At 41.7% G+C, this 20,150-nt stretch carries 16 protein-coding genes and 1 tRNA gene; 6 read left to right on the top strand and 11 right to left on the bottom strand.

Annotated features, from left to right (window positions below; translation table 11 throughout):
• Window positions 1–183 precede the first annotated feature (183 nt).
• Window positions 184–1,230: a class 1 fructose-bisphosphatase gene (gene fbp, locus BLS28_RS26750; RefSeq protein WP_091174985.1), complete on the bottom strand. Its 1,047-nt coding sequence runs from the start codon at window positions 1,228–1,230 to the stop codon at window positions 184–186.
• Window positions 1,231–1,306: 76 nt separating this feature from the next.
• Window positions 1,307–3,760, bottom strand: a complete 2,454-nt coding sequence (gene ppsA / locus BLS28_RS26745) for a phosphoenolpyruvate synthase (protein WP_091174983.1) — start codon at window positions 3,758–3,760, stop codon at window positions 1,307–1,309.
• A gap of 128 nt (window positions 3,761–3,888) precedes the next feature.
• On the opposite strand from ppsA, the gene BLS28_RS26740 reads away from it, so the two are divergent.
• The gene (locus BLS28_RS26740; RefSeq protein ID WP_091174981.1) at window positions 3,889–4,776 is read left to right on the top strand and encodes an AraC family transcriptional regulator; all 888 of its coding nucleotides are present in this window, start codon (window positions 3,889–3,891) and stop codon (window positions 4,774–4,776) included.
• Window positions 4,777–4,852: 76 nt separating this feature from the next.
• Here the strand turns inward: BLS28_RS26740 and BLS28_RS26735 are convergent, their stop codons facing one another.
• The 3 genes from BLS28_RS26735 to BLS28_RS26725 all read right to left on the bottom strand — a co-directional run bounded on the left by BLS28_RS26735 (window position 4,853) and on the right by BLS28_RS26725 (window position 11,010).
• On the bottom strand, window positions 4,853–6,445 hold the full coding sequence (locus BLS28_RS26735; RefSeq protein WP_090527961.1) for a RagB/SusD family nutrient uptake outer membrane protein: 1,593 nt from the start codon (window positions 6,443–6,445) through the stop codon (window positions 4,853–4,855).
• Window positions 6,446–6,465: 20 nt separating this feature from the next.
• A complete protein-coding gene (locus BLS28_RS26730; protein ID WP_176844574.1) occupies window positions 6,466–9,735 on the bottom strand; it encodes a SusC/RagA family TonB-linked outer membrane protein in 3,270 nt (1,089 codons plus the stop codon).
• A gap of 270 nt (window positions 9,736–10,005) precedes the next feature.
• Window positions 10,006–11,010, bottom strand: coding sequence for a FecR family protein (locus tag BLS28_RS26725; protein WP_091174977.1), 1,005 nt, complete (start codon window positions 11,008–11,010; stop codon window positions 10,006–10,008).
• A 208-nt stretch (window positions 11,011–11,218) separates the two neighbouring features.
• On the opposite strand from BLS28_RS26725, the gene BLS28_RS26720 reads away from it, so the two are divergent.
• Complete coding sequence (locus BLS28_RS26720) at window positions 11,219–11,860, top strand: class I SAM-dependent methyltransferase (RefSeq protein ID WP_091174974.1); 642 nt, start codon at window positions 11,219–11,221, stop codon at window positions 11,858–11,860.
• A 15-nt stretch (window positions 11,861–11,875) separates the two neighbouring features.
• Here BLS28_RS26720 and BLS28_RS26715 read toward each other — a convergent pair whose 3' ends face one another.
• The 3 genes from BLS28_RS26715 to BLS28_RS26705 form a co-directional block, all read right to left on the bottom strand.
• Window positions 11,876–12,469, bottom strand: a complete 594-nt coding sequence (locus tag BLS28_RS26715; RefSeq protein WP_090527972.1) for an RNA polymerase sigma factor — start codon at window positions 12,467–12,469, stop codon at window positions 11,876–11,878.
• A 251-nt stretch (window positions 12,470–12,720) separates the two neighbouring features.
• Window positions 12,721–13,590 carry an inositol oxygenase family protein gene (locus tag BLS28_RS26710; RefSeq protein ID WP_090527975.1) on the bottom strand — a complete coding sequence of 290 codons (870 nt, stop codon included), beginning with the start codon at window positions 13,588–13,590 and terminating at the stop codon, window positions 12,721–12,723.
• Window positions 13,591–13,883: 293 nt separating this feature from the next.
• On the bottom strand, window positions 13,884–15,413 hold the full coding sequence (locus BLS28_RS26705) for a glycoside hydrolase family 28 protein (protein WP_091174970.1): 1,530 nt from the start codon (window positions 15,411–15,413) through the stop codon (window positions 13,884–13,886).
• Between the two features lie 267 nt (window positions 15,414–15,680).
• Here BLS28_RS26705 and BLS28_RS26700 point away from each other — a divergent pair.
• Window positions 15,681–15,752 (top strand) — tRNA-Arg (locus BLS28_RS26700).
• Window positions 15,753–15,788: 36 nt separating this feature from the next.
• On the opposite strand, the gene BLS28_RS26695 is transcribed toward BLS28_RS26700, so the two are convergent.
• The gene (locus tag BLS28_RS26695; protein WP_091174964.1) at window positions 15,789–16,631 is read right to left on the bottom strand and encodes a helix-turn-helix domain-containing protein; all 843 of its coding nucleotides are present in this window, start codon (window positions 16,629–16,631) and stop codon (window positions 15,789–15,791) included.
• Between the two features lie 86 nt (window positions 16,632–16,717).
• Here BLS28_RS26695 and BLS28_RS26690 point away from each other — a divergent pair, with 86 nt between their 5' ends.
• The gene (locus BLS28_RS26690) at window positions 16,718–17,113 is read left to right on the top strand and encodes a DoxX family protein (protein ID WP_091175176.1); all 396 of its coding nucleotides are present in this window, start codon (window positions 16,718–16,720) and stop codon (window positions 17,111–17,113) included.
• A gap of 4 nt (window positions 17,114–17,117) precedes the next feature.
• The gene (locus BLS28_RS26685; RefSeq protein ID WP_091174961.1) at window positions 17,118–18,065 is read left to right on the top strand and encodes a polysaccharide deacetylase family protein; all 948 of its coding nucleotides are present in this window, start codon (window positions 17,118–17,120) and stop codon (window positions 18,063–18,065) included.
• A 228-nt stretch (window positions 18,066–18,293) separates the two neighbouring features.
• On the opposite strand, the gene BLS28_RS31435 is transcribed toward BLS28_RS26685, so the two are convergent.
• A complete protein-coding gene (locus BLS28_RS31435; RefSeq protein ID WP_256337547.1) occupies window positions 18,294–18,671 on the bottom strand; it encodes an alkaline phosphatase family protein in 378 nt (125 codons plus the stop codon).
• The gene (locus BLS28_RS26680; protein WP_256337546.1) at window positions 18,668–19,681 is read right to left on the bottom strand and encodes a sulfatase-like hydrolase/transferase; all 1,014 of its coding nucleotides are present in this window, start codon (window positions 19,679–19,681) and stop codon (window positions 18,668–18,670) included. Before BLS28_RS26680 ends, BLS28_RS31435 begins: the two co-directional genes overlap by 4 nt.
• Before the next feature lie 156 nt (window positions 19,682–19,837).
• On the opposite strand from BLS28_RS26680, the gene BLS28_RS30645 reads away from it, so the two are divergent.
• Window positions 19,838–20,150, top strand: a 313-nt coding sequence (locus BLS28_RS30645; protein WP_176844571.1) for a transposase, incomplete at its 3' end; no start/stop codon positions are given.

The following is a 20,150-nucleotide window of genomic DNA, read 5'->3' as shown; positions in this document are numbered from 1 at the left end:
GCAGTCCCTCTACACCTAATGTCATTTATGAATACACTGTTGGGCTATTATTCACATGTAATACATGTAAATAATAGCCCACAGTTTTTTAATTAAAAATCCGGGTAAACTTAAATAGCGCCCCCGGTTTGTCTTTAAATCAATTTATCGCTTTTAGCGTTGTGCTTTCTGCTTTGAGCTTCATTATATTAATTCCATATAACTATAGTCAACATTGGTTGTAATTGGCGAAAAGCGTCTCATCATCTCTTCTGCTTTAGTCACCATATTTTTTGAGCCGATGAAGATGCCTGTACGCTGATGCAGCTCGGTAACATCAAGATCTAAAATGCGTTGATACCCGTTACTGGCTTTTCCCCCAGCTTGTTCAATGATGAAAGCCATAGGGTTGCACTCATAAATTAAACGCAGTTTCCCTTTTGGATCGCTTGCATTTGCCGGGTAAATAAAAATCCCGCCTTTTATCATATTCCGGTGCAGGTCGGCCACCATCGATCCGATATACCTTGCCTTAAACGGCCTGTTTGTTGTTACATCCTCTACCTGGCAGTATTTGATATACTTTTTTACTCCGTCAGGGAAATGAGAATAATAGCCTTCATTTATAGAGTAAATTACCCCATCATCAGGGATTTGCATTTTGGGATGCGAGAGGCAAAATTCACCGAGTGAGGGGTCTAAGGTGAAACCATTCACCCCTTTCCCGGTAGTGTAAACCAACATGGTTGATGAACCATAGATTACGTACCCCGCTGCCACCTGCTCCGAGCCCCTTTGCAAAATATCCTTAATCGACGCCCGCCCGTCTGCTGTTTTTCTGCGGTAAATGGAAAAAATAGTGCCTACGCTCACATTTACATCAATGTTAGACGAGCCATCCAGGGGATCTATCGCAACGATATATTTAGCATTTTTTGAGATCTCACTGTCGATATCAATATATTCATCACTTTCTTCGGATACTACCACACAACATTCACCGCCGTGCTGTAGGGCCGAAATAAACTGTTCATTGGCAAAAACATCCAGCTTTTTCTGGCTTTCTCCCTGTATATTTACCGAACCGTTATCATGGGTCAGGTCAGCTAATCCAGCCCTGTTAACTTCCCTGTTAACAATTTTTGCCGCAATACCTATATCTCTCAGCAGCCTGGAAAGTTCGCCTTTGGCGTATGGAAATTCTGCTTGTTTTTCGATGATAAATTGGCCTAAAGTTTTTACCGCTTTCATATAAATAAAGTTTTAAGATTAGTACCGCTACCCGGATTGAGTAGCGGCTTTAGCGTTAGTTAATAAATCGTTCGTATCAGGCAGATAGGCACAGCCGTTTCGCCTCTTCAATTTCATCTTCTATCTTCTTGATAGCCATCACGGTTTTAAAAAACGAATCGGGAGTAACGGAGATGCTGTCAATCCCTTCTTCTACCAGGAACTGGGCAAAATCAGGATAATCGGATGGCCCCTGCCCGCAGATTCCCACTTTCACGCCTTTTTTCTTTGCAGTTTTTATTAACGATGAGATCATGAACTTTACCGCATCATTACGCTCGTTGTATAAGCCCGCCACTAAAGACGAATCACGGTCGAGCCCCAGTACAAGCTGGGTTAGGTCGTTAGAGCCAATTGAAAAACCATCTACATGATCGGCAAATTGTTCGGCCAGGATCACGTTCGACGGAACTTCGGCCATCAGATAAACTTCAAGCCCGTTTTCACCGCGTTTCAGGCCATACTCGTTCATGGTTTCGTATACCAATGAAAGTTCATTCACTGTGCGGCAAAAAGGGATCATCACCACCACATTATCAAGGCCCATCATTTCGCGTACCTTCTTAATAGCTTTACATTCCATCCCAAAAGCATCTTTATATACTTTAGAATAGTACCTGGATGCTCCCCTCCAACCGATCATTGGATTTTCCTCATTCGGTTCGAAATACTTACCGCCGGGCATATTATAGTATTCATTGGTTTTAAAATCCGAGAAACGTACAATTACTTTATTGGGATAAAATGCAGCGGCTATCTTAGCTATTCCGTAGGATAACTTTTCAATAAAATAAGCTTCTTCACTCTCATAACCCAGCATAGCTTCCTCAATATGAGCGGTCAACGAAGCATCATTCAGGTTTCGGTGTTCGAGCAGGGCCAACGGGTGAATTTTTATATAATTATTGATAATAAATTCCTCCCTGGCAAGGCCTACACCCTTTCCTGGATAATGCGCATAATTAAATGCTATTTCAGGCGATCCGATATTCATCATCAGCGGGGTTTCAATTTCAGGCAGGTCATTAAGATCATGTTCCCGCTTAGTAAATGCTACTATGCCGCTGTAAATAATTCCGGCATCTCCTTCGGCGCATGAAGCGGTTATTTCATCACCGGTTTTTAGGATAGTGGTAGCGCATTCGCAGCCAACTATAGCCGGAACGCCTAACTCCCGGGCAACAATGGCAGCATGGCAGGTTCGCCCTCCTTTATTGGTGATGATAGCTGATGCTTTTTTCATTACCGGTTCCCAGTCAGGGTCGGTCATGTCGGTTACCATGATATCGCCGGGTAAAAAGTTGATTTCGTGGATATTTTGCTTCCCGATACCGGTGAGATTATGCACTTTACCTGTCGCTATTTTATCGCCAACAGCAATACCTTTCAGCAAGATCCTATCCGTTCTGTCCGGGTCATTAATACGAAATTCGGTAAGCAGGTTTACCTGCTTGCGTGAGTGAATAGTTTCGGGCCTTGCCTGCACTATAAACAGCCGGCCGGTGATCCCGTCTACAGCCCATTCAATGTCCATCGGGCACCATTTACCCTTCAATTTAGTGTAATAGGCCTCAATGATAATTACCCAATTACTCAATTGGATGATCTGATCGTCCGACAGGCAAAATCTTGAGCTTTCATCAACAGGAGTATCAACGACTCTTACAGCCTCTTCTACGGAATTGCCGTAAATCATCTTTATGTGCTTTTTGCCTAATTTCTTTTCAAGGATGGGCCTGAAACCGCTTTCAAGCAGCGGCTTATAAACGATAAACTCATCGGGATTAACCGATCCCTGTACCAGCATTTCGCCTAAGCCGTACGATCCGTTAATGATTACGGCATCTTTGAAACCACTTTCTGTATCTAACGAAAATGCAACCCCCGAAACGCCTTTATCTGAGCGCACCATTTTTTGAACACAAACAGAAAGGCCGACATTAAAGTGATCATAATTAAATGATTCCCGGTAGCTGATTGCCCTGTCGGTAAATAATGAGGCGAAACAATTTTTTATCGCTGTTAATAAGCTCTCTTCCCCTCTTATGTTTAAATAGGTATCCTGCTGGCCGGCAAATGATGCATCGGGCAGGTCTTCAGCAGTAGCCGATGAGCGGACTGCAACGTCGGCTGCGTTATCTGCATATTGGATCAGCAGATCCTTATAAGCTTCAAGGATCTCATTCTCCATAACAACAGAAAACCGGCCGTTTTGGATAAGCTTTCGTATTTTACTGCCACAGGATAACAGAACCTGCAAGTTGGACAGGTCTTTATCCTCAAGGATATCCCTGATCATTTTATCAAGCTGATTGTCTGCAATGAACTGGTAATAAGCCTTACTTGTTATGATAAATCCATCAGGAATATCAATACCAAACTGCGATATGTTCTGCATCATTTCTCCAAGCGATGCATTTTTACCTCCTACTAACTCAATGTCACTTATCGAAGCTTCAATAAGTTTCATAGTAAACTTCTTTTCCTTCATGGCTTAAATTTTATAAAACGAAGTTAGGCGCTTAACAAACTGCCCAATGCCTAAATATTCACAACAAGTAATACTATATTCATAACATATTGACTATTTTTAGCTTTTTATATCACTATAGTATAAAAATGAAAGATTTCTTTGAGCAGGTCCTGAAAGTCGACAATTCAGCTTTTACAATAGCCGAAGCAAAAACCTACCATGCTATCAATAACTTCCACAACCATCCCGAGCTGGAACTTATTTATATTATAAGTGGTGAAGGCACTTTTTCGATAGGAAATACTTCAAAAAGAATTTCAGGGGATACCATGATCATCATAGGCTGTAACGTGCCCCATATGTTTAAGTTTGAAACTAACCGCTACTATGATTACTCCATGAAAAGCGGTAAAATACCCAAACCGCTACAGTTGCTTACCCTTCATTTTGATCCCAATAAATTGGGAAGTACTTTCATGACGCTGCCAGAAAACAACCTGATAAACAATCTTTTAAATGGCACCAAGAATGGATTACTGATCAATGAAAATTCTAAAGCTGTTGCGGTCGACTTTATCCACCGAATAGAAAATTCGGCCAGGTATGAACAGCTTCCGTTATTGCTTCAACTGTTAAATAAAATTGCCGAGGGGGAACAGGTCTCAAACCTTGCCGGTGAAACGGAGAAGAAGATCTTTAACAGGATAGATGAAGTGCGGCTAACGAAGATCTATCTGTATACCATGGACAATTTTTACAAAGACATTAAGCTTAAGGAAATAGCAAACATCATACACATGGTACCGAAAGCATTTTGCCATTATTTTAAATTGCGTACCGGCCAAACCTATTTTGATTTTTTACTGACCGTAAGAATAGAAAACTCGTGTAAACTGATCAGGGAGACCAATGAAAATATAAATTCAATCAGCCGCGATTCGGGGTTTAACAACCTTTCAAACTTTAACAGGTATTTTAAATTAGCTACCGGGAGCACACCAATGGAATACCGGAGAAAATTCAGGGAGTTTTAGGATCATTAAAGCCCTTCTAAAAAACAAATGCAGGCTTTTTAGGGCCTGCGTTTGTTAAATAAATAATAGAACTAAATTAATAACCCGGATTTTGTACCAGTTTCGGGTTCAACTGCATTTCCGGTCTTGGGATCGGGAAAATGCGTTTATTAGGATCGGCATCTGTTTTTATACCCCATTTTTTCTCAAACTGACCAAAGCGGATCAGGTCATTACGACGCCACGTTTCCATAGAAAATTCGCGGCCCCGTTCATCTAAAATATCAGACAGTGTTACCGAAGTTAAAGGCGAAGCTTTTGCACGCGCCCTCACCTGGTTAACCAATGATAAAGGCGAATCGCCATTGGTTGCTGATGCGCCGCGTAAAATAGCCTCGGCTTTTTCAAGCAAAATATCAGCATACCTGAACATAGGCACATCATTGCCCTGGTTACGGTCATTACTTAAGCTATCCGGATAAAACTTATTGTTCCTGTAACCTTCTTCATTAGCAAGCTCATCATTACCGATGTCAAAAGTTGCCGGGTTTTTCCACACAATATCAGGTGTAAACTCTAACTGGTGGATCACTATATCATTTGGCTTAGGGCCGGAATAACTTGCATCCAGTCCGATATTAGTTGTTGTAATTAATATTGGAGAGCCATCATTGTTGTACTGCTTGCCAACTAAAAATTGTTTTTTACGGATATCGTTCGCGTCATTGAACAAGGCATAGTATTCTTTGTAAGTGTACACCGGCCCATCTGGCGTGTACGGCATTTTATACTTACTTTTCAGGTTAGGGTTCAGCGTCCAGCGTGCGTAGTACTGCCCCTGTGCCAAAATGCCGTCATAAGGTATGGCAAAAATAAAGTCTTTAACACCCGGGCCGTTATTAGGCTTAAACATGCCTAAATAATCTGCATCTAAACCATATTGACCGCTTTTTATAACGTTATCGCACATAGTAACAGCATCCTGATATCTTGGAGTGCCGATATAGTACTGCGCGTTCAAATACATTTTGGCAAGTATTGCATAAGCCAAACCTTTGGTCGGCCTGCCATAAGTAGTTACCCCTGCTGTCCCGCTCAGATCAGGAATTTGGGCAAGCAATTCACTTTCAATAAATGCAAACACTGCCGCCCTTGGCTGGGTGCCCAGGTTGGTGGTATCGCCAAAGGTTTTGCTGATAGGCACGTTACCAAACAGGTCCATCAGGTAAAAATATGACAGGGCGCGCATGGTTTTAATTTCGGCAATGGTTTGTTTTTTTGAATCGCTTTCGGGCGTAGGTGCCAATAACGACAATACCTGGTTACATAAACTGATGGTTCCGTAACCTCCCGACCAGCAAGTTTCGGTCATGCCGTTATCAGGCGTAACAGTGTGCAGGTTTACGGTTGAATAGGTACCGCCGTCAAGCCAGTTACCACCACGTGCAACAAGTACGCATTCATCGGTACTTAAATTTTGCAACAACCAGTATTGCCTGCCCGGCGCCCCGCGAAACGAGGTATAGATAGGCCCGGTAGCAGCTACATACTGCGCTGGTGTAGTAGGAAAGTTAGCCGTTGTAAGCGCCGATTTTGGCGTGATATCCAATTTAGTACAACCTGAAAGGTAAATTGCTCCTATAAACATGGCAATGAGGCCAGGTTTTATATATCTTTTTAAATTATTCATGTCTGTTAGGTTAAAATCTATTATAAATCAACTTGTACGCCGGCAAGGAAACTCCTTGTTTTTGGATAAAAATTATTGCTGTCTACCCCGATAAACTGGCCGCTTGCCTGGTTATCGATGTTTAAGTTCAATTCAGGGTCCACGCCTTTGTATTTGGTGATGATGAATAAATTGGTACCGGTAACATACAACCGGATGCCATGTACATAATTACCCGCAACATTTATTTTATAAGCCAGTGTAGCATTACTTAACCTGATAAATGCACCGCTTTCGAGATAACGTGTTGAATAATAATAGGCATTAACATCGGTACCCGGCTCGCTTAATGTTAAAGCAGGTACCCCATGTACCGAAGCCTGGGTAGGCTGGTTAAAGCTGGCTAATGATGCATTCATGATCTTGTTCCCACCCTGTCCCCTGAAAAAGAAGTTAAGGCTGAAGTTTTTATAGGTAAGATCATTACCAAAACCAAATGTGTATGTAGGTTGGGCATTGCCTGCATAAGTTTGATCGGTACTTTGAGGTGTTGTTGTTGGCTGGCCATTAGCACCCATGAAGGTAGATACACCATTGGTGCGACCAAGGTATTTCAGGGTGTAAAATTCGCCAAGCGGATAACCGGCCTCAATGATTGATGTTTTGATACCGCTTTGTCCGGGACCTTCCGGATCGCCTGCATATATTTTTGAAAGGTTTGGCGCCAGTGCAGTGATCTTATTTTTATTAAATGAGATATTGCCATAGCTGCTCCAGGTAAAATCTTTTGTTTTTATTGGCGTTCCGTTAAGGGCTATCTCAACACCTTTATTGGTCATACTACCTACGTTTTCAACTTTTGTATTTACAAAGTTGTTAATAAGCGACACCGGTACCGTGGTGATCATATCGGTTGTTTTTTTATTGTAGATATCAACCGAGCCGCCCAAACGTCCTTTAAATAAGGAAAAATCAACGCCGCCGTTTAACGTAGCCGTACTTTCCCATTTCAAATCAGGGTTTGGGTTTTGAGTTACACCAATTGCACCAATATAAGCGTTATTGTAATAAAAGCTACCGGTAGTGCCATAAAGCGTGAGGGGCGTATAAGGCGAGAAGCCTAATGAGTTACCGGTTTTACCATAGCCAACGCGCAATTTCAAATCATCAAATAAGGATTGAGATTTCATAAAGCCCTCGTCGATAACCCGCCATGCGGCCGAAGCAGCCGGGAAATACCCCCAGCGTTTATTAGTACCAAAGGCGTTTGAACCGTCACGTCGTAAAGATGCCTGTAAAAGGTATTTACCCCTGTAGCTATAATTAAGACGAGAGTAAAAGGATATCAAACGTAAAGTTTCGACGTTAACGTTACCATAATCAACCCGGTAGTTCCCGGAAGGCGTACCTAAACTAAGATTGTCTGAACCCGTAGCATCCGAAATAAATCCTTGATTGGTTGATTGAAAGCCATTCCCGGTGGTAGTTTGATCTATTGAATAGCCAAACAGGGCTTTAAAATCATGTTTATCGCCCCATTTATGAGCATAGGTCAAATAGTTTTCAAACAACTTTTTGTTATCCTCATAAGTTGAACGGATGGCTTTGCCGTTGAGGCCAGGTGCCAGCTCTGATGCAGAGTTGTAATAAGTATTATTGTCGGTATTTGTTTCCTGGTAAGCTAAGTTAAAATTGTAAAGCAGGCCGGCAGGCAGTATCAACTCACCGCGTATATTACCCAGCAACAAGTTAACTTTTTGTTTGTAGCTATCGTTAGTAATAAGCCCTACCGGGTTATAACCTAATTTTAAAGTAGGATCGTTGTAAAAAGTACCATCAGGATTATAAATAGTACGTGTTGGTAAATATTGAACTATTGATTTAAACAAGCCGGGGCTTTGTCCGTTTGCAGATGACAGCGGGATATCATTAACTAACAAATTGGCGTTAGTTACCGAATTGCTTAATGAAAAGTCCAGTTTCAGTTTATCATTCAACGCTTTTTGGGTGATATTAAGCCTACCTATAACACGCTTCATATCGCTGCTTTTAACGATACCCTGATTTTGCAGGTAGTTTATGCTTCCGTTATAAGTAGTTTTATCGGTACCGCCGCCAAAAGACAGGTTATGGTTTTGAGAGAAACCTGTACCACGTTCAACAGCTTTTTGCCAGTCGGTATTGCCACCGTTGTCATTCGCAGGGGTAAAACTTTGTCCGTTAGCTTTTACATAGGCCCTTAACTGGTCGGCGCTGGCAACTTTAAACTGGTTAGATACTTTCTCAAATGATCCGTATCCGTTATAAGTCATCCTTAACTGACCTGCTTTTGCCCTTTTGGTAGTAACGATAATTACACCATTGGTAGCCCTGGTTCCGTAAATTGCCGCTGCCGAAGCATCCTTCAACACATCTATCGAAGCAATATCTGATGGAGCCAATAGGTTAAAATCGGCGCCGGGCACGCCGTCAATTACATAAAAAGGCACAGACGCTGCGCCAGCCCTTATTGAAGATGGACCGCGCAGTGTTACCGAAGCTTTACCATTAGGGTTACCATCGTTGGTGATATTTAAACCGGCTACTTTACCTTCTAACAGATCAGCAGGAGTTGCAACAACACCGGCATTAAATTGCTCGGCTTTTACAGTTGCAATAGCGCTGGTCAATTCCTTTTTGGTAGTAGTACCATAACCAATTACTACAACGGTAGATAACGAGTTTGCCGAAGGCAGTAAAATTACTTTTATAGATGTTTGTTTGCCTACGGCTATTTTTTGAGTTTCAAAGCCTATGTAAGAAAACACCAGTACAGCTTTTTCGTTGGCAACCTGCACCCTGAATTTACCATCTATATCGGTTACCGCACCTGTTGCAAGGCCTTCTATTTTAACAGAAACACCTATTAAGGGCTGGCCTTTATCATCTACTACAGATCCGGTAACAATAACAGGCGGCGGGAGCTCGATCTTCTTCTCTACCGGTGGCTTTGGGGCGGGTTTAACCAGCAAACTTCCTTCAACTTCGGTATAAGTAAACTGGTTATCTAATAAAACTTTTTTCAAAACAGCCTCCAGCTTTTCGTTATGAGCTGTAAGGGTTACTTTAACATCGCTTTCAATGTTATTCCCGGTGTACATGATCCGTACGCCGGTACTGGCTGAAATCCGCTCCAGTGCATCAGCAAGAGGGGTATTTTTTAATTTAACGGTAACTGGCTTTTCCAGCACGCTTTGTCCGTATGAATTATCAGCCATGGCAATGGTTGACAGGGAACAGACTACTAATAAAATGATCGCATTAATTTTCATAACAAATGTTATGGCTCGAAAGACTCTTTCGGGTATGTTTATTTTCATATTTTTGCTATATTAAAGTGTTATAGGTCAAGCTGGAACGTGCTGCGGTTGTGAGAGGCCCTGTGCATGGTCCATTAAAAAATCTTTACATTTTATTCCTCCAAAACTGGCCCGGCCATTTTGGAGGATCATTTCTCTTTTTCCTTGGTTCAACTCATAGCAATTTCATTTTTTTAGGTTGTCAAACATTTATTTGTTTTTATAATTGGTATATCAGGTACATTAATTACAGCCTTTGCCCTTTAACGTATAAGCATCGCCTGCCTTTTTAAAATGGGCATTTATAAGGGCCTCGGTCAGCTTCAATACTTTTTCTAATGGCATATTGTTAAAATCGGCGTATAACGTACAGTTCAATAAATTTTTGTCGGCTCTGATTGTTACATTATATTTTCGCTGCACATCGGCCAAAACATCAAACAGGGGGGTATTATGGTATTGCAGCTTACCCTGCTGCCAGCTGACCACCGACGAGGCATCATTTATTTTTTCGGTAAGCACTGTTTGGCTGGTTTTGTTATAAACCATTTGCATATTCGCTGTGAGTAATACAGCAGGATGTTTTGAGGCCGTTGGAACAACTCCTACTTTTCCGCTTACCACGGTGATCTTAACCGATTTATCTTCGGTATAAGCTTTAACATTAAAGCTGGTACCTAAAACAGTGGTTTTAATTTTACCCGAGTGAATAACAAACGGTTTACTGCTATCGTGCGCCACTTTAAAGAAAGCCTCGCCTGTAAGTGTAACCTCCCGCGTTTTCTCTTTAAACTTATCCGGGTACTTTAAACTACTGCCGGCATTAAGGCAAATGCTCGTACCATCAGGTAAAGTGATCAGTTTAATTTCGCCGTTTAGTGCCACCGTTTCCTGGTAAGTAACAGGGTTCAACCAGTTGTCCAACTGTTTTCTGAAGATATAGCCGGCACTAAAAATAGCGGTTACAGAGGCGGCAACGGCCAGCTTTACCAGCAAACGCCAAAGAGGAAACACCTTTCTGGGCGGAGGCTTAATTATACGCTGATGGATATTGTTAAGTATCTGATCAGATGCCTCTCCACTCAGAGAGATCTTCTTTTCCAGAGCATCCTTACTGAAACCTTCAAGCGCTATAAGATATAATTCTGAAACATCTCCTTGCAGGTATTCGGCAAGCCAGCGCCTGTCCTCAGGAGTTAAATTCTCGGTATTATAAAGCCTTTCTAAGCGTTTGACTATAGTTTCCACAAGCTATTTTTATATAAATACGCCGGGAGCTTTAAAACGGGGGGATGGGTTTACAATTATTTTTAAGAAAAATAAAAACTCATAAAATTGAGCTGCATTTAATTTTTTTTCACAGCCACATTATTGTCATCAATGTACTGCAGCCCTTGTGTTAACTTACTTAAATACTACCTTTATCATCAATAAATAGCTAAATAATTACCTCTGTATGAAAAATGCCTGGACAGAAAAATGGGACCAACGATATGCCGAAGAAGAATTTGCCTATGGTGAACAGCCTAATAATTTTCTACAACAACAACTGTCACTTTTAAAACCCGGCAAAATTCTTTTCCCTGCAGAAGGCGAAGGGCGCAATGCTGTTTTTGCCGCCGGGCTTGGCTGGGCAGTTTCTGCATTCGATATAAGTGTTGAGGGACAAAAGAAAGCCCTGAAACTTGCAGAACAAAAACAGGTAGCTATTGATTATCAGGTTGGAGAGTTGCAGGAGCTCAACTATACAGCGGGGCAATTTGACGTGATCGCCTTGATTTATGCGCACTTTCCTCCCAACATCAAATCACTTGTACATCAAAGCCTTAATAAATATTTAAACGTCGGAGGGCTTATCATTTTTGAGGCTTTTAGTAAAAGTCACCTTGACTACCTTGCAAAAGATGAAAAAATGGGCGGTCCGAGAGATATCGAATCACTATTTTCTTTAGAGGAAATTAAAACAGATTTTAATAATTACGAGATTTTAGAACTTCTGGAAACGGCGATCCATTTAAATGAAGGGCCTTATCACAGCGGACAAGGCTCGGTTATCAGGTTTGTAGGAAGAAAGAAATTAGTTGGAGCAATTGTTTAAAATAAATCCCCATCATCAATTTGTTCCAATCCAATAACAAACCATTATAACTCCTGCGGTTTTCCATTCGGCCTGGTGTTCTTTTATGTGGTTTTTAACTGCCACAACCGCATGTCCGAGGTATTCCTTAACAGTATGTTTAGAAAGGTTCAATTTCTCGGCAGCTTCTTCATAGGTTTTCCCTTCCAATTTGCAAAGGGTAAATACCTTTTTTCGCTGCGGCGATAATTGGTTAATAGCTTGTTGTAATAAATAATATTGCTCATCCATTAACTGTACGTCGCCGTTATCGGTTTCCATTTCAGCAAAAGGCATGGTGTTAACAACAGCCGTTTCGCGTACTTTTTTGCGGAGATAGGAGATGGATTTATTGAAGCTCAATACAAATAACCAGCCGCTTACCGATTGATCGGGGTTAATATCAGCCCGTTTTTCCCATAGGGCAACAAAAATATCCTGCAAAATATCCCGGGCGATATCATCGTCCTTAGTGAGTTTGAATATGTTACGATAAATAGCCTGATGATACTTTTGATAAAGCATATCAAATGCACCGATGTCATCATCGTGTAAGCGAAACACTAAATCTTTATCTCCATTTGAATCCATAAAAAACTGATAATTATTTATTTATTCTTTAATCAACAGGCAGGAATTATTGTTAAAAGTACAACTATTTTTCAATCAACGAAGCCACGCCATGGCAGCGCCATTAATTATTTATTTAGTAACAGGCAGGAGGTTTATGGCCTTTTGTAAAGTTTGACCCAGACTATAAACTTATTTTTTATAGCCTGGGCTAAACAGGTAACTGGAATGACCAATATATAAAAACGGGACTAAAACTACAGCCCGTTAAATTACAATTTAACTGTTGCAGGCAGATATTTGGCAATCAGATCCTCATAATAAGGTTTTAACTCGGATACTACTGGCGGTTTCGGGCTTTTAGAGTACAGATCGTACGGATTAAATTTATCAACCCATTTAAACATCTCCTGGTCATGCGCATTCAACAAATGGTCATACGCTTTTTCGCGGTGCTGTGAGTAAAATGAGTGATAGCGGATCATGTACAAAGCTTCTTCGGGCAGGTAATCTTTGGTGATATGGTACAGGTACTCATCATGTCCCCATGACATATGCACATTTTCGAGCCCGCATTGATGAGTATAAACGCCATATTTGGTATTGTAACGCTCATCGTAGCTATCAGGATTTGCGGCAAAAAATTCCGGGTAAACTATCTTATCCGAAAATTTACAGCCCACCGGGAACGTGTCGCCCACTACATTCCATTGCGGTTCGCCAAAAAGGCAAAGTACCTTGCCTAAATCATGTATAAAGCCTGTTAATACAAACCAATCCGGGTGTCCATCGGCGCGGATAGCCTCAGATGTTTGCAGTAAATGCTGCAGCTGATCAAGCGAGATATCCGGATCCGATTCATCAACCAGTGTGTTCAGGTATTCCATTGCCGACCACCATGGCATCTCCTTTTTATCAAACTGTAAAAAGTTGGCCTTTTTGGCCAATACATTGCCATAGGTTTGATAAGTATGGTTAAGCCTGTAAAATTCCCGCACCGGGTTATTTTCATCGTCGTTATAAACCCTGAACTCCTCTTTGGCCTTTTCGGTACCTGGTTCCGGGTACCTGCTCAATACATCATCTTCCCATACGTCAAGACTCGGCAATGGCGATATCTCTTTTTCAGTTAACTTTTCCATACTGTAAAGCTTTTATTAAATATTAAGCACCTTGATATTTATTGCGCTCCCAAACCAAATACCACAGAAAAATCCAATTAATTATTGCGGCTTTACGTTTTACTGGAGCTGCAATTCAATGCTCCGTTTAGTTTTATAATGATTAAATTTTGATAAAAAAAACGGTCCTTTTATATTAAATGCAATATTTATTTACGTAAACGATTAAGTTACACTAACGTTAAAAGCCGCACGCACGACCTTAAAAGCCCTTAAATTGATTTAGCAAGGCTGATTCCTGATGTGAAATGAAATTACCTCTTAACGATCTTATTTTTACTCGTTCCGGGAATCTGAATGCCTTTAACCGAAGATTTGCTTACCCCGTTAAATACAACCACCGGCAACGATTTAACCTGCGGTATTTTTAGGCCATTAATAGTCAACCTATCCACATCATCAAACACACCGGCAGCCCTGAAATCATTCCCCAGGCAGCTAAGAGTTACATTTTTAAACGTTACCCCTTCTGCATGCCGTGCGTAAAAACCCCAGGCCGGCAATTCTCCAAACATGGAAAACTCGGGATAATCACGCGGGTTTTCCGGGATCTTTGTCAATGAATCGAGGCTAACGTTCGCCACAGCTTTGCTGGCATCACCATGATACACTATCTTAATATTTTCAAGCGTTACATTTTTAACCGGGTGACCAGGCAAGCCCGCAATTGACGAAGGAAAGGTATTATGGTTTCCTTTAACTAAAGGCCCTTCCATCGGGTAACCTTTATCGGGTTTTCCTTTAGGTACATCTACAGTTACATTACTGATGCGGATACCATTGATGCGGCTCACTACAGTATCCTTATTACGATGGCCGAGACGAATAAAAATGGCGTTGCCAGTATTTACCGCATTGATATTACTGATATCAATATCTTCCATCACGCCACCATCAACACACTCCAAAGCAATGGCTGACCGGTAGGTATCGTAAATTTTCACATTCTTTATCGTTATCTTTTTAAAACCTCCACGCGAAGCCGTGCCAAATTTGATGCCGCTTGCGCTTGACCTGGTGGTACAGTTTGCTACATAAATATTTTCACAGCAGCTGTTCCTGTCGCTTGATTTTAGGCAGATGCCATCATCATCGGCATTAAAAAAGCTATTGGTAAGCTTTACATTTTGGCAGTCGACCAAATCAATACCGTCGTTATTCCAATAAGTATTGCTTTCTACTTTTATACTGTCAATAACCAGATCGCGGCATTTGGTGTAATCCTGTACCCATACCAAACCGTTTTTCATGGTTACACCTTTTATCTGCACATCGGTGCAATTGGAAAAATGGATCAGCTTAGGGCGGTTAGGTTCCTCGGGCTGGGTTTGCCCCCAGGGGTTTTGTTTTTGCCATAACGAATCTCTTAATTTCCCTGCCTTCAGCATCGCGAAAAGGTCTTTCAGTAATTCTTCACCGTTTCCGTCAATGGTGCCTTTACCTGTTATGGCAATATGCTGCAGGTTATTGGCGGCTATCAATGGCGCTGCATGGCCTTCGCCATAATCAATTCTTTTTGCGCTGCCCAGCAATACAGCATTTTTGGCAAGGTTAAGAGTAACATTTGATTTTAGGCTGATAGCAGCCGTTAAGAACTTTCCGGCAGGCACGTATACAGTACCGCCTCCCTGTGCGCTTGCATTATCAATAGCTTTTTGAATGCTGATTGTATTGTTGGTCATACCATCGGCCTTGGCACCATAATCGGTAATGTTAAATACTTTTTGCTGCGCAAAACAGGCAAATGGCGTTATAAGCAGCATTAAAAAATGAAGGATTTTCATTATTAGTTATAATTAAAAGAAAAATTCAAGCAGGTTTATCGCTTATTGAGTTTACGAACAATGAAGCGTTTAATTGTATATTAAACACCTAAACTATTAAACTTTCAATTTAATTAACGGTGGCGGTGTACTTTTATTTACGTAAACGTTTACGTAAAAGCAGTAATATTGACAATAACCCTTATTAAACTTACGCTTTATTACTACACGTTAATATATCAAACAATGCTTTTGGTTTAAATCAATTTTATATCTTTGCCCCTGTCTGCTCCCGTAGTTCAATGGATAGAATTATGGTTTCCGGTACCATCGATATGAGTTCGAATCTCGTCGGGAGCACAAAAGAGACTTGCAAGTTGCAAGTCTCTTTTTGTGTCATCTATTCATCTCCCCATATCTCTTCCTATACGCCGTAGGGTTCTCTCCTTTATATTTTTTAAAAATACGGTTCAGGTGACTTTCATCTGTAAAACCAAACTCATAGGCTATTTCGCTCATGCGTTTATCGGTGTATTGCAGGCGGGTTTCAATCAGTTTCAGTTTATAGCTTGTGATATACTGCTGCAAGCTTTCGCCGGTGGTTTTCTTAAAATATTCGCTGATGTAGTTGGGCGAAAAATTAAATGAGGAGGCTATACACTCGGCTTTCAGGCGGTCGGGCTGGTAAATATATTCGTGGATATAGTTAAGCAGCGGCAACGTAGTTGTTGAAGGTTGTTTTAAAACATTGGCATGCTGCTGTAGCGTGATATTGCGGGCGGCAATAGTTATAATAGTATTCATCAATTGCTCAACTACCTCATTATGCTGTGGAAAATCATTTGAAGTTTCCCGTTGTAGTGCTTCTATCAGAGCCCTTACCAGCGGCTTATCGGTAACTGTTTTAAGGATGCAACCGGGCAAATGGTTATGGTTATGAAAAATGTATTCCATTTTTTTAACCCACTTTTCGCTTTGTGTTTTCAGGTAGCTATCAGTAAAGCGGATGAAGTAAAAGCGGGTTAGCTCGTGCACCTCAAAGCCGTGGTGATCTTCCGGAAAAATCAAAAAGAATTTATTAGAAGCATAAGGCAGTTCATGCCCGTTAATGATCTGGATCCCCTTGCCTTCCAGCGTAAATACCATTTCAAAAAAAGTATTGCGGTGCGGTTTAGCTGTGTACTGGCTTGTTTCAAGCAACTCCAGTTCATAAGGCCTGTACAGGTTCTTGGTTTCCATACCCGTAAAGTTACAGATCATCCCACTGAATGTACAAGATCAAGGCACTGATTATACAGAACTTTGACTTATCAAAACAAAACGAAATGAACACTACATCTTTTTTGCTTTTAAGACTGGCTATTGGGGCCAGCATGTTTGGTCACGGATTGGTTCGCTTACCTAAATTGAGTGGTTTTAGCCAGTGGATGGTTGGCACATTTGAAAAATCAATGCTGCCTAAAGCTATGGTAACACCTTTTAGTTACCTGTTACCAATTGCCGAATTTACCATAGGTATACTGCTCTTATCAGGCCTGTTTACCAAACCCGCTTTAATTGGCGGTGGCCTGGTAATGATCATATTAATATTAGGCAGCTGTTTGATCGAGAATTGGGAGATCCTTCCTTCACAACTGATCCATGCTGCTTTCTTCGCCGTACTTCTTCAGTTTGCGGCTAGCAATACCTATTCATTAGATAACCTTTTCTTCAATAAATAATATCATGAGCTCAAGAAGAGATTTTGTAAAACAAGGCGGGCTTTTAGGGTTGGCCGGCCTTGTGGGCAGTAATTTAACATCAGCTAAACAAAGCACACCTTTAAACAACTTTAACACCTCAAAATGGGCCGATGGTTCAAAACTGGTGGTTTCAGTATCCATGCAGTTTGAAGCAGGCGGTCAGCCGGATAACGCCGAAAGCCCGTTTCCGCAAAACATGCAAAAAGGCTTTATTGATTTGCCCGGTGCAACCTGGTTTCAATATGGTTATAAAGAAGGGATCCCCCGCATGCTGGATAACTGGGACAAGCTGGGCATAAAAGTAACATCGCACATGGTTGGTTCGGCTGTGCTCAAGAACCCGGGATTAGCCAAAGAAATTGTTGACCGTGGGCACGAAGCAGCAGCGCATGGTATGAACTGGGCAACGCAGTACACCATGCCTTATGAACAGGAAAAGCAGTTTATAAAAGATGGCGCCGATGCCATTAAAAAAGTAACCGGCTTTACTCCCGTAGGCTACAATGCCAACTGGCTGCGCCGCGGCGAAAACACGCTGAAAATATTACAGGAACTTGGTTTCGTATACCATATTGACGATTTGAGCCGCGATGAGCCTTTCATCATCCCGGTAAATCAAAAAGACTTCGTGGTGGTGCCTTATACCATCCGTAACAACGATATCGTGCTGATTGAAGGCAAAAATTTCTCGGCAGACCAATTTCTCACACAGGTAAAAATGGAATTCGACCAGCTTTATGCCGAGGCTGAGTTTAAACGCCGCCAAATGTCAATCAGTTTCCACGATCGCATTGGCGGTACCCCGCAAATGGTTAAAGCCGCCAATGATCTGATCAAATACATACAACAGCACAAAGGCGTAAGCTTTAAACGCAAAGATGAGATCGCTAAAATGGCTTTGGAGGATAAAACGACGATAAAAGAAAGTTAATCCTCTGACTAAAGCAGGCCTGTCAGTCTGAGCTTGTCGAAGACTCGCGCGTAGAGCCCCGCCCACTATGCCTCGACGGGCCCAGCATTACGCCTATTTTAAATAAACAGGTTATGTTGAACTTGTTTCAACACCCCACATAACAAGTAGCCGATTTGCTTAGCACGGTTGCTTAACTATTGGGATGTTGAAACAAGTTCAACATGACTTTTATTTTTATTTTCATTCCTAATTCTCCTTCATACCCGGATATTGGTCAAAAAGAGCTTTTAACTTTTGGGCCATTTCAGGGTATTCTTTTATTACGTTAGTACGCTCACTAGGGTCATAAGCCAGGTTAAACAGTTCGGTTTTTGCAGGTAGCGGTGAACCTGCTACGCCACCAACGTTGTTATTTGCCTTTACTTCACGATACTTCCAGTCGCCAAGGCGTACGGCTTCGCAAACGCTGTTGTTGTAATAATAAATAGGTTTGTGTTCCGGGTGTTTAGGTGCTTTGCCGGTCAGCACATCAGCTATCGACTGCCCATCCAGTGTACGGCCTTTCGGCAGCGGGGCACCAGTCCAATTGGCAAGGGTAGGCAATACATCGAGGTTGCTCATCATACTGGTAATGCTTGCGCCAACCGGGGTATGGTTTTCCAGTAAACGATGAATGGCTCGCGTACACCGCCCTCATAAGATAAGCCTTTGCTGCCGCGAAAAACTCCGGCTGTGCCCGCATCCCAATGTTTGGTGGCGCTATCGCCCAGCATCCGGTCAGGGAAATCTATCCACGGACCATTATCGCTCGAAAACATAAATATCGTATTATCAGCCAGTCCCTGTTTTTCCAGCTCGTTCCAAACCTGGCCAAGGCTTTCATCAAGCTGCTCAACCACATCGCCTAAATGACCGCCATCGCTTCTGTTTTTATTTTTTGCTGATGATGCAAAGGCTACCGGCAAATGCGGCATATTGTGAGCGAGATATAAGAAAAACGGCTTATCACCCTTTTTCTGCTCCTTAATAAAGCGGATAGCTTCGCGCTTGTATAACTCAATCAATGATGAATCGGCAGGTCTTAGAACTTCGGGCTTATGATTGCGGAATACTTTAATAGTTGTATCTGTTTTAACATAAGGCGAACGGTAGTCATGACTGTACAGCAAACCATAGTATGAATCAAAACCCTGCGCCATGGGATGGTTGTAAGCTGCATGATCGCCAAGATGCCATTTGCCTATCATGGCTGTTTTATAGCCAATTTGTTTCAGCATTTCGGCAATGGTAACTTCCTGATCAGGAATCCCAAGCGATGAACCGGGCCCTATAGGGTAAGGCAAATTCATCCTTGATGCATAACGCCCGGTTAGTAATGAAGCCCTTGATGGTGTACAGGTTGGGCTGCTTACCACGTAATTAGTTGCCCTCACACCTTTTTGCGCCATCTTATCTAAAAATGGCGTACGGATCACCGGGTTACCATAGCAACTTAAATCGGAGTACCCCATATCATCGGCCAAAACAAAAATGATATTAGGTAATTGCTTTTTTTGTGCCGAAGCAGGTACAATTAAAAATATGAAAGCCAAAAGGAAAAGGCCTTTGCAGGTTAATTTGGTGAGACGTTTCATTACCCGGTGAAAATAGTTTTTTATAACGGATGACCGTTAAAGATAACTTAACTTTTACAATGGGGAATGGAATAACTATTTGAATAATGTTTTTCAAATCCCCTCTTGAGAGTAATAGCCCATGAAAAGGCAGGAATAATTTGTATATTTATGATAATGAATATCATAGAGACGATTAAGCGTTTTCCAGATCAGTCCAGTTGCATAGACTATCTTGAAGGATTAAGATGGCAAGGATTGCCAGAATGCCCGTATTGCAACAGCAAACGGAGCAGCAAGCGCCAGGAAAGCCAACGGCATATTTGCAATAGCTGTAACCGCAGCTATAGCGTTTTGGTCGGCACTGTTTTCGAGGGCACCAAACTTCCTTTGCCGCAATGGTTTTTGGCTATTTCATTAATGCTGAATGCGAAAAAGGGGTTATCTGCACGTCAGTTAAGCAGGGATCTGGGATGCAATCGTAAGACAG

Origin of the sequence: Mucilaginibacter gossypii (assembly GCF_900100945.1) — a bacterium.
Classification (GTDB): domain Bacteria; phylum Bacteroidota; class Bacteroidia; order Sphingobacteriales; family Sphingobacteriaceae; genus Mucilaginibacter; species Mucilaginibacter gossypii.
This window is presented reverse-complemented; position numbering and strand designations above follow the sequence as displayed.

What these genes read in the sequence shown, in the direction of transcription:
- ppsA (WP_091174983.1), bottom strand. Translation starts at nt 3,760, where the DNA reads ATGAAGGAAAAGAAGTTTACTATGAAACTTATTGAAGCTTCGATAAGT.
- BLS28_RS26685 (WP_091174961.1), top strand. Translation starts at nt 17,118, where the DNA reads ATGAGCTCAAGAAGAGATTTTGTAAAACAAGGCGGGCTTTTAGGGTTG.
- BLS28_RS26740 (WP_091174981.1), top strand. Translation starts at nt 3,889, where the DNA reads ATGAAAGATTTCTTTGAGCAGGTCCTGAAAGTCGACAATTCAGCTTTT.
- BLS28_RS26690 (WP_091175176.1), top strand. Translation starts at nt 16,718, where the DNA reads ATGAACACTACATCTTTTTTGCTTTTAAGACTGGCTATTGGGGCCAGC.
- BLS28_RS26720 (WP_091174974.1), top strand. Translation starts at nt 11,219, where the DNA reads ATGAAAAATGCCTGGACAGAAAAATGGGACCAACGATATGCCGAAGAA.
- BLS28_RS26730 (WP_176844574.1), bottom strand. Translation starts at nt 9,735, where the DNA reads ATGAAAATTAATGCGATCATTTTATTAGTAGTCTGTTCCCTGTCAACC.
- fbp (WP_091174985.1), bottom strand. Translation starts at nt 1,230, where the DNA reads ATGAAAGCGGTAAAAACTTTAGGCCAATTTATCATCGAAAAACAAGCA.
- BLS28_RS26705 (WP_091174970.1), bottom strand. Translation starts at nt 15,413, where the DNA reads ATGAAAATCCTTCATTTTTTAATGCTGCTTATAACGCCATTTGCCTGT.
- BLS28_RS26680 (WP_256337546.1), bottom strand. Translation starts at nt 19,681, where the DNA reads ATGAAACGTCTCACCAAATTAACCTGCAAAGGCCTTTTCCTTTTGGCT.
- BLS28_RS26710 (WP_090527975.1), bottom strand. Translation starts at nt 13,590, where the DNA reads ATGGAAAAGTTAACTGAAAAAGAGATATCGCCATTGCCGAGTCTTGAC.
- BLS28_RS31435 (WP_256337547.1), bottom strand. Translation starts at nt 18,671, where the DNA reads ATGATGAGCAACCTCGATGTATTGCCTACCCTTGCCAATTGGACTGGT.
- BLS28_RS26735 (WP_090527961.1), bottom strand. Translation starts at nt 6,445, where the DNA reads ATGAATAATTTAAAAAGATATATAAAACCTGGCCTCATTGCCATGTTT.
- BLS28_RS26695 (WP_091174964.1), bottom strand. Translation starts at nt 16,631, where the DNA reads ATGGAAACCAAGAACCTGTACAGGCCTTATGAACTGGAGTTGCTTGAA.
- BLS28_RS26715 (WP_090527972.1), bottom strand. Translation starts at nt 12,469, where the DNA reads ATGGATTCAAATGGAGATAAAGATTTAGTGTTTCGCTTACACGATGAT.